Below are 5,215 nucleotides of genomic sequence, written 5' to 3'. Positions count from 1 at the left end.
TCCACCGGCTATCTTGAGGCGGCGCTGACCCAGAGCTACAGCAAGTTCATGCTCGATGCCGAGCAAATGGTGATGTTCTACAAACTGGGCCGCGGCCTCGTGCTTAGCGAACTCGACGAGACGATGGAGGCAATGCGCCAGAGCGAGCCGGGCAGCCACTACCTGGGCACCGAACATACTCTCAAAAATTTCGAGAAAGCATTTATCGTCCCGGACTTGATGAATCACGACAGCTTCGAGCAGTGGTCGGTCGCCGGAGCCAAGGACGCGAATACCCGGGGCATTGAGGCTGCCGTGCGAGCCCTGAATGACTATCAGGCCCCACCAATCGATCAAGCCGTTGATGACCAGTTGCTGGATTTCATCGCTCGTCGGGAACGAGAAATCGGCGACGCGGTGCTTTAGGTCGCACTCAGGACACCCGTCCCGAGCAAATCTGCTCGGGTCCCATTCAACTAAGCCTCTTGAGGCTTATTCCAGCGGGTTTGCAAGCCTGTCGACCCGCCTGTGCAGCGGCAACAGTACAAACCACGTAACGACCGCCGGTCGGGTCGTTTGCGGCTTGACCTCTTGCATGTGCATGGAAGGTTGTGATGAACGCACCCACCAATCTCAACACCGCAACGATTGTGGCCCTTCCCGAGCGCCCGGACGGAATCAGCCGGACGTTTGAGCTTGTTGTTCTCATACTGCCTGGATTCTCGCATCTGGCGCTACACGCCTTCCTCGAACCTTTTAGGATCGCCAATACCGTTTCACGGCTCGCGATGTTCAGGTGGCGCATTGCCGGACTTGAAAAAGGCTCCGTGGAAGGGGCCAGCGGGCTTTCGGTAGCAACCGGCTTAACAATCGACCAACTGAATTTCCTCTCCGCTGAACGTAAAGTCGATCACCTTGCCATTATCGCCGGCGAACCGGTCGGGCAGCAACTGACACCGAAATTCAACACTTTTCTTCGCGCTGCCGTGAGACATTCCGTGCCCATATCCGCAGTCGGCACGGCGGCATGGTTGCTCGCACAGGCCGGGCTGCTCGCAAATACGCGATGCACAATTCACTGGTCACGGCTGGCAGCGTTCTCGGAGGTTTTCGACCAGCCCCAAATTCGTGATTCCCTGTTTGTCAAGGATGGCCAGATTTCCACATGTGCTGGCGAGCTGGCGGCTTTTGACCTGGCGGTTGATTTGATTGCGGGCTATGCGGGTGGCTACACGGCCCATGAGGTCTGCCGCCACGCGACCGTTGAAGGCCAACGCTCGGGCGCCAACCGTCAGACCGGCCCTTCGGGTCTGGCATTTGCGGGGGTCAGCGATAAACTTCTGCATGCCATGCGCATCATGGAGGCAAACGTTGAGGTGCCCCTCAGCATGCGCAGGGTTGCGGAAGAAGCGGGTGTTTCCCGTCGCCAGCTTGAGCGGTTGTTTTCCACCCATGTCGGACATCCGCCAGTTCGCTACTACCTTCGTGTCCGTATTGATCACGCCAAGCGCCTGATCGAGGGTACACGGATGCCGATCATTGATATCGCGATGGCGTGCGGCTTCATTTCACCTTCGCATTTCGCGAAATGCTTCAAGTCCGTCCATGGCATCACGCCCCAACAGTGCCGGATCTCGGTCCCGGCTTGGGTAGGCCCTGGCTTGGGCTGAGGTCTGAGACTGCTGCAGGCTCCGGAACGACCTCAAGGGACGGATATGATCCGGGGGCGGCCTGAGGCCACTGCTACTATGTGCGCCTCGACAAACAGGCGCTGGTCCTCGATCATCGAGATCCTGAATTCCCTGTGGATCTGTATCTCTGCGTCGTCAGTACCTGCTTTTTTGGCATGCGCGGTGACGACGTCCCTTAGACTTGCTTCTGCGGCCAGTACCGCTGCATCCTCGTCAATGAAATCACGAACGCAGCCGCCGGCGGTCAACCGGTAAAGCCCCTCCTTGGGTTGGCTGATGAGGGCTTCGGCGGAGACGCGCACCTGGCCGACCACGGCGCCCAGCGCGTTGGCGACGTCGGTGTCTTCCGGCACGATGCAGCCATTGCCGACGAGCGGCGACAGGCCGGCGTAGTGCAGCGGCGCCGATGCCCCGAGGCCGATGACCGGCCGGTCTAGGGCGACGGTGAAGCGGGCGATGCCGGGGTGGGCGTCGACGGCGCGCTGCACCAGCGCGTGCGCCACGGTCGCCGCGCCGTCCAGCCCGTCTTCGGCAAAGGCGGTTTCGAGGATGTATTCTGCCGACCAGCGCGTCAGCGTCACCAGCACGCGCTCGGCCAGCACTTCCGGCGTCGCCGCGATCGCCTGGCCGCGGCCGTCCCGACGGCGGGCGAACAGCTCGGCGCCGAGGCGGGCGGTGGCCGCATCCCAGTTCGACTGCTTGGCCAGCACATGGGCGGCGTCGGACGGTGTGAAGCCGCAGATGTGCACCAGGCCACGCGACACCAGCCGGTTCAGCGTGGCGTTCCGTGCGTTCGACGACAGCAGCCTGTCGAGCGCCAGCGGGGTGGCGCCGATCGTCTCGTAGAGTTTCGCTTCCGGCCCGGTGAGGCCGGCTGCGAGCCGGTCCGGCACGCCGGTGCGCACGGCAAAGCGCCCGTCCATGCGGCCGGGATTGGGCGCGCGCAGCTGCCGTTCCAGTTCCAACGTCACCGCCTCGCCATGCACCAGGCCGGCCAGCGCAAGCGGCACCAGGCGGCGCGGTCCGAGCAGGATCTTCGGGTCGAGCGCGCCGTCTTCCAGCGTGACTTCGGAATCGCCGCCGAGGCCGAAGGTGCGCATGGCGACCGCCTCGACCATGGTGCGGAAGCCGCCGACGGTGGCGCCTTTGGGATCCAGCCGCGGCCGGCCGCCATCGAGTACCGCGACATCCGTAGTAGTGCCGCCGATGTCCGACACCATGGCGTCGTCGAGCCCTGTCATGTGGCGGGCGCCTACGAGGCTGGCGGCCGGGCCGGAAAGGATGGTTTCAATCGGCCGCTGGCGGGCAAATGCGGCGGAGACCAGCGCGCCGTCGCCGCGCACCACCATCAACGGCGCGGCAATGCCGCGATGGCCAAGAAAGCCTTCGGTCGCCGCCACCAGCCGGTCGATCATCGAGATCAGGCGGGCGTTGAGCAAAGTGGTGAGCGCACGGCGCGGGCCGCCGAGCTTGGCCGACAGTTCATGGCTGGCGGTGACCGGCAGGCCGGTCCTGTCGCGGATCAGGTCGCGGGCCGTCAGCTCGTGCGCCGGATTGCGGGTGGCGAAATAGGCGCAGACGGCAAAGCCCGACACCGAGCCGCCCAGCTCCGGCAACGCCGCTTCGAGCCCGGACAGGTCGAGCTTGGCGGCATTGCCGTGCACGTCGTGGCCGCCGGGGCAGAACACGACCGGATCGGTGCCTAAAGCCGCCTTCAGCCCGCCGCGACCAAGGTCGGCCTCGGAAAAGCCGATCATGATCAGCGCGACACGCCCGCCCTGGCCCTCGACCAGCGCGTTGGTGGCCAATGTCGTCGACATCGACACCAGTTTTATTGCCTTGGGGTCAGTGCCGGATTTCTCCAGCACAGCATCGACCGCACCGGAAATGCCGACGGCAAGGTCGTGGCGCGTGGTCAGCGCCTTGGCCTTGGCCAGGACCTTGCCTTTTGGCCCTCCTGCCTCGTTCCACAAAACCGCGTCCGTATAGGTTCCGCCGGTATCGATCCCTAGGAATAGCGGCCCGGAAAGATTTGGCATTGCACGAAACCAGGTTGGCGTTGCCGCGGTCCAATGACGATGGCGACCCGGGCTAGGAGTCAACCGAAGCGGTATGCGGTCTTGTAAGTTTGGCCCGGTATTCTTCATCCAGGATTGCAGGCAGGGGAATCTTCTTGGTGCGAGCGCCGTCGACTGAGATGCGTTCGCCACTCACGAAACTTGACTCGTCGCTCGCCAGCCACAGAACCGCATTGGCGATTTCCTTCGGGGCACCGATCCTGCCGACGGGGTGCAACTCCCCCAACTCCCGCTCGATCAGCCCACGATCAGGGTGCATCTCGACGTAGGCTCGGTTGAGATCCGTATCGATCCAGCCAGGGCACACGGTGTTGCAACGTATGCCATCCGGCCCGAGATCTACGGCCAGCCCAAGGGTGAGACCGTGGACGCCCGCTTTCGTGGCCGCGTAGGCTGTGTGCCACGGATTGACCATGTGGCCCTCGACGGACCCGATGTTGATGATGGACCCCGCGTTGCCGCGTTTCATTTCCGGCGCAACGTACTTCGTCATCAGGAACGGTCCGCGCAGGTTAACTGCCATGAGGCGATCCCAATCCTCGGCTGTCTGGTCGTCGATAGATTTGTGCATGACCATGCCGGCATTGTTGACCAGGATATCTATCCTGCCGAAGCGATCGATAACCTCATCAACAAATGCCCGGATCGACGATTCCTGCGTCACATCGAGACGAAGCCGAAAGACCTTCTCCGCATCCGACGACGGACCGACTTTCGGGTCAAGAAGGTCCCCGACCGCCACCTGAGCTCCCGCCGTCGCAAGCGTCTCGGCGATGGCCAGTCCAATACCGCGGTTTCCGCCTGTAACGATCGCTACTTTGCCCGAGAGCCGGTTAGCCATTGACCCCTCCTATCCCGCTGTAAATCCACCATCGATGGGTATCGCGACACCCGTAATGTGCCTCGCCTTGTCGCTAGCAAGGTAGAACGCGAGCGAAGCCACTTCCTTCGGAGTGGCGACACGCCCCTGCGGCGACGCGTCCCTGTTTCGTTGCAATACTTCTTCTGCAGTGACAGGCTGGGTATGCGCTGAAACCAGCATCGGAGTGTCGACGGCGCCTGGGCACACCGCGTTAATGTTGATCTGCTCCCTTGCGTGGTCGAGGGCCATCGCCTGGGTCAGAAGGACAACGGCACCTTTGGACGCGCAATACGCAGCGAGCCCCGGGCAGCCTACGAGCCCGACATTGGAGGCAATATTCACAATACTGCCGCCACCGGATTTGCGCATTGCCTTGACGGCCGCCCGGCTGAAATAAAACACCCCGTCGACGTTTGCGGCAAAGGTGAGGCGCCAGTCTTCGTCGGTTGTGTCAACAACGTCCCCTCGCCGGATGATGCCCGCGCTGTTGACCAACACGTCGACCTTGCCGAACATCTCCACGGCCTTGTCGATGACCTGATCCGCGAACGCCCGCTCGGTCACGTCGCCAAGGAGCAGCTCAGCCGGGCAATCCATGCGCCGGA

General features: G+C 62.9%; 5 protein-coding genes. 2 read left to right on the top strand and 3 right to left on the bottom strand.

Translation table 11 applies throughout. From position 1 onward, the window contains the following. Nucleotides 1-405 (top strand): trimethylamine methyltransferase family protein (locus tag O7A70_RS33325; RefSeq protein WP_337144128.1); only part of this gene is annotated, 405 nt, incomplete at its 5' end. Nucleotides 406-593: 188 nt separating this feature from the next. Beyond that, nucleotides 594-1,649 (top strand): GlxA family transcriptional regulator, encoded by a 1,056-nt coding sequence (locus O7A70_RS33320; protein WP_337144127.1) that lies wholly within the window; start codon nucleotides 594-596, stop codon nucleotides 1,647-1,649. A gap of 32 nt (nucleotides 1,650-1,681) precedes the next feature. Here the strand turns inward: O7A70_RS33320 and O7A70_RS33315 are convergent, their stop codons facing one another. The 3 genes from O7A70_RS33315 to O7A70_RS33305 form a co-directional block, all read right to left on the bottom strand. Further along, nucleotides 1,682-3,709 carry a hydantoinase/oxoprolinase family protein gene (locus tag O7A70_RS33315; RefSeq protein WP_337144126.1) on the bottom strand — a complete coding sequence of 676 codons (2,028 nt, stop codon included), beginning with the start codon at nucleotides 3,707-3,709 and terminating at the stop codon, nucleotides 1,682-1,684. 52 nt (nucleotides 3,710-3,761) lie between these two features. Next, entirely contained in the window at nucleotides 3,762-4,589 is an 828-nt protein-coding gene (locus tag O7A70_RS33310; protein WP_337144125.1) for an SDR family NAD(P)-dependent oxidoreductase, read from the bottom strand. 9 nt (nucleotides 4,590-4,598) lie between these two features. Beyond that, on the bottom strand, nucleotides 4,599-5,215 hold a 617-nt coding region (locus tag O7A70_RS33305), incomplete at its 5' end, for an SDR family NAD(P)-dependent oxidoreductase (RefSeq protein WP_337144124.1).

It is taken from the genome of Mesorhizobium sp. Cs1299R1N1 (genome assembly GCF_037179655.1).
GTDB classification, from domain to species: domain Bacteria; phylum Pseudomonadota; class Alphaproteobacteria; order Rhizobiales; family Rhizobiaceae; genus Mesorhizobium; species Mesorhizobium salmacidum.
This window is presented reverse-complemented; position numbering and strand designations above follow the sequence as displayed.

What these genes read in the sequence shown, in the direction of transcription:
- O7A70_RS33320 (WP_337144127.1), top strand. Translation starts at nt 594, where the DNA reads ATGAACGCACCCACCAATCTCAACACCGCAACGATTGTGGCCCTTCCC.
- O7A70_RS33315 (WP_337144126.1), bottom strand. Translation starts at nt 3,709, where the DNA reads ATGCCAAATCTTTCCGGGCCGCTATTCCTAGGGATCGATACCGGCGGA.
- O7A70_RS33310 (WP_337144125.1), bottom strand. Translation starts at nt 4,589, where the DNA reads ATGGCTAACCGGCTCTCGGGCAAAGTAGCGATCGTTACAGGCGGAAAC.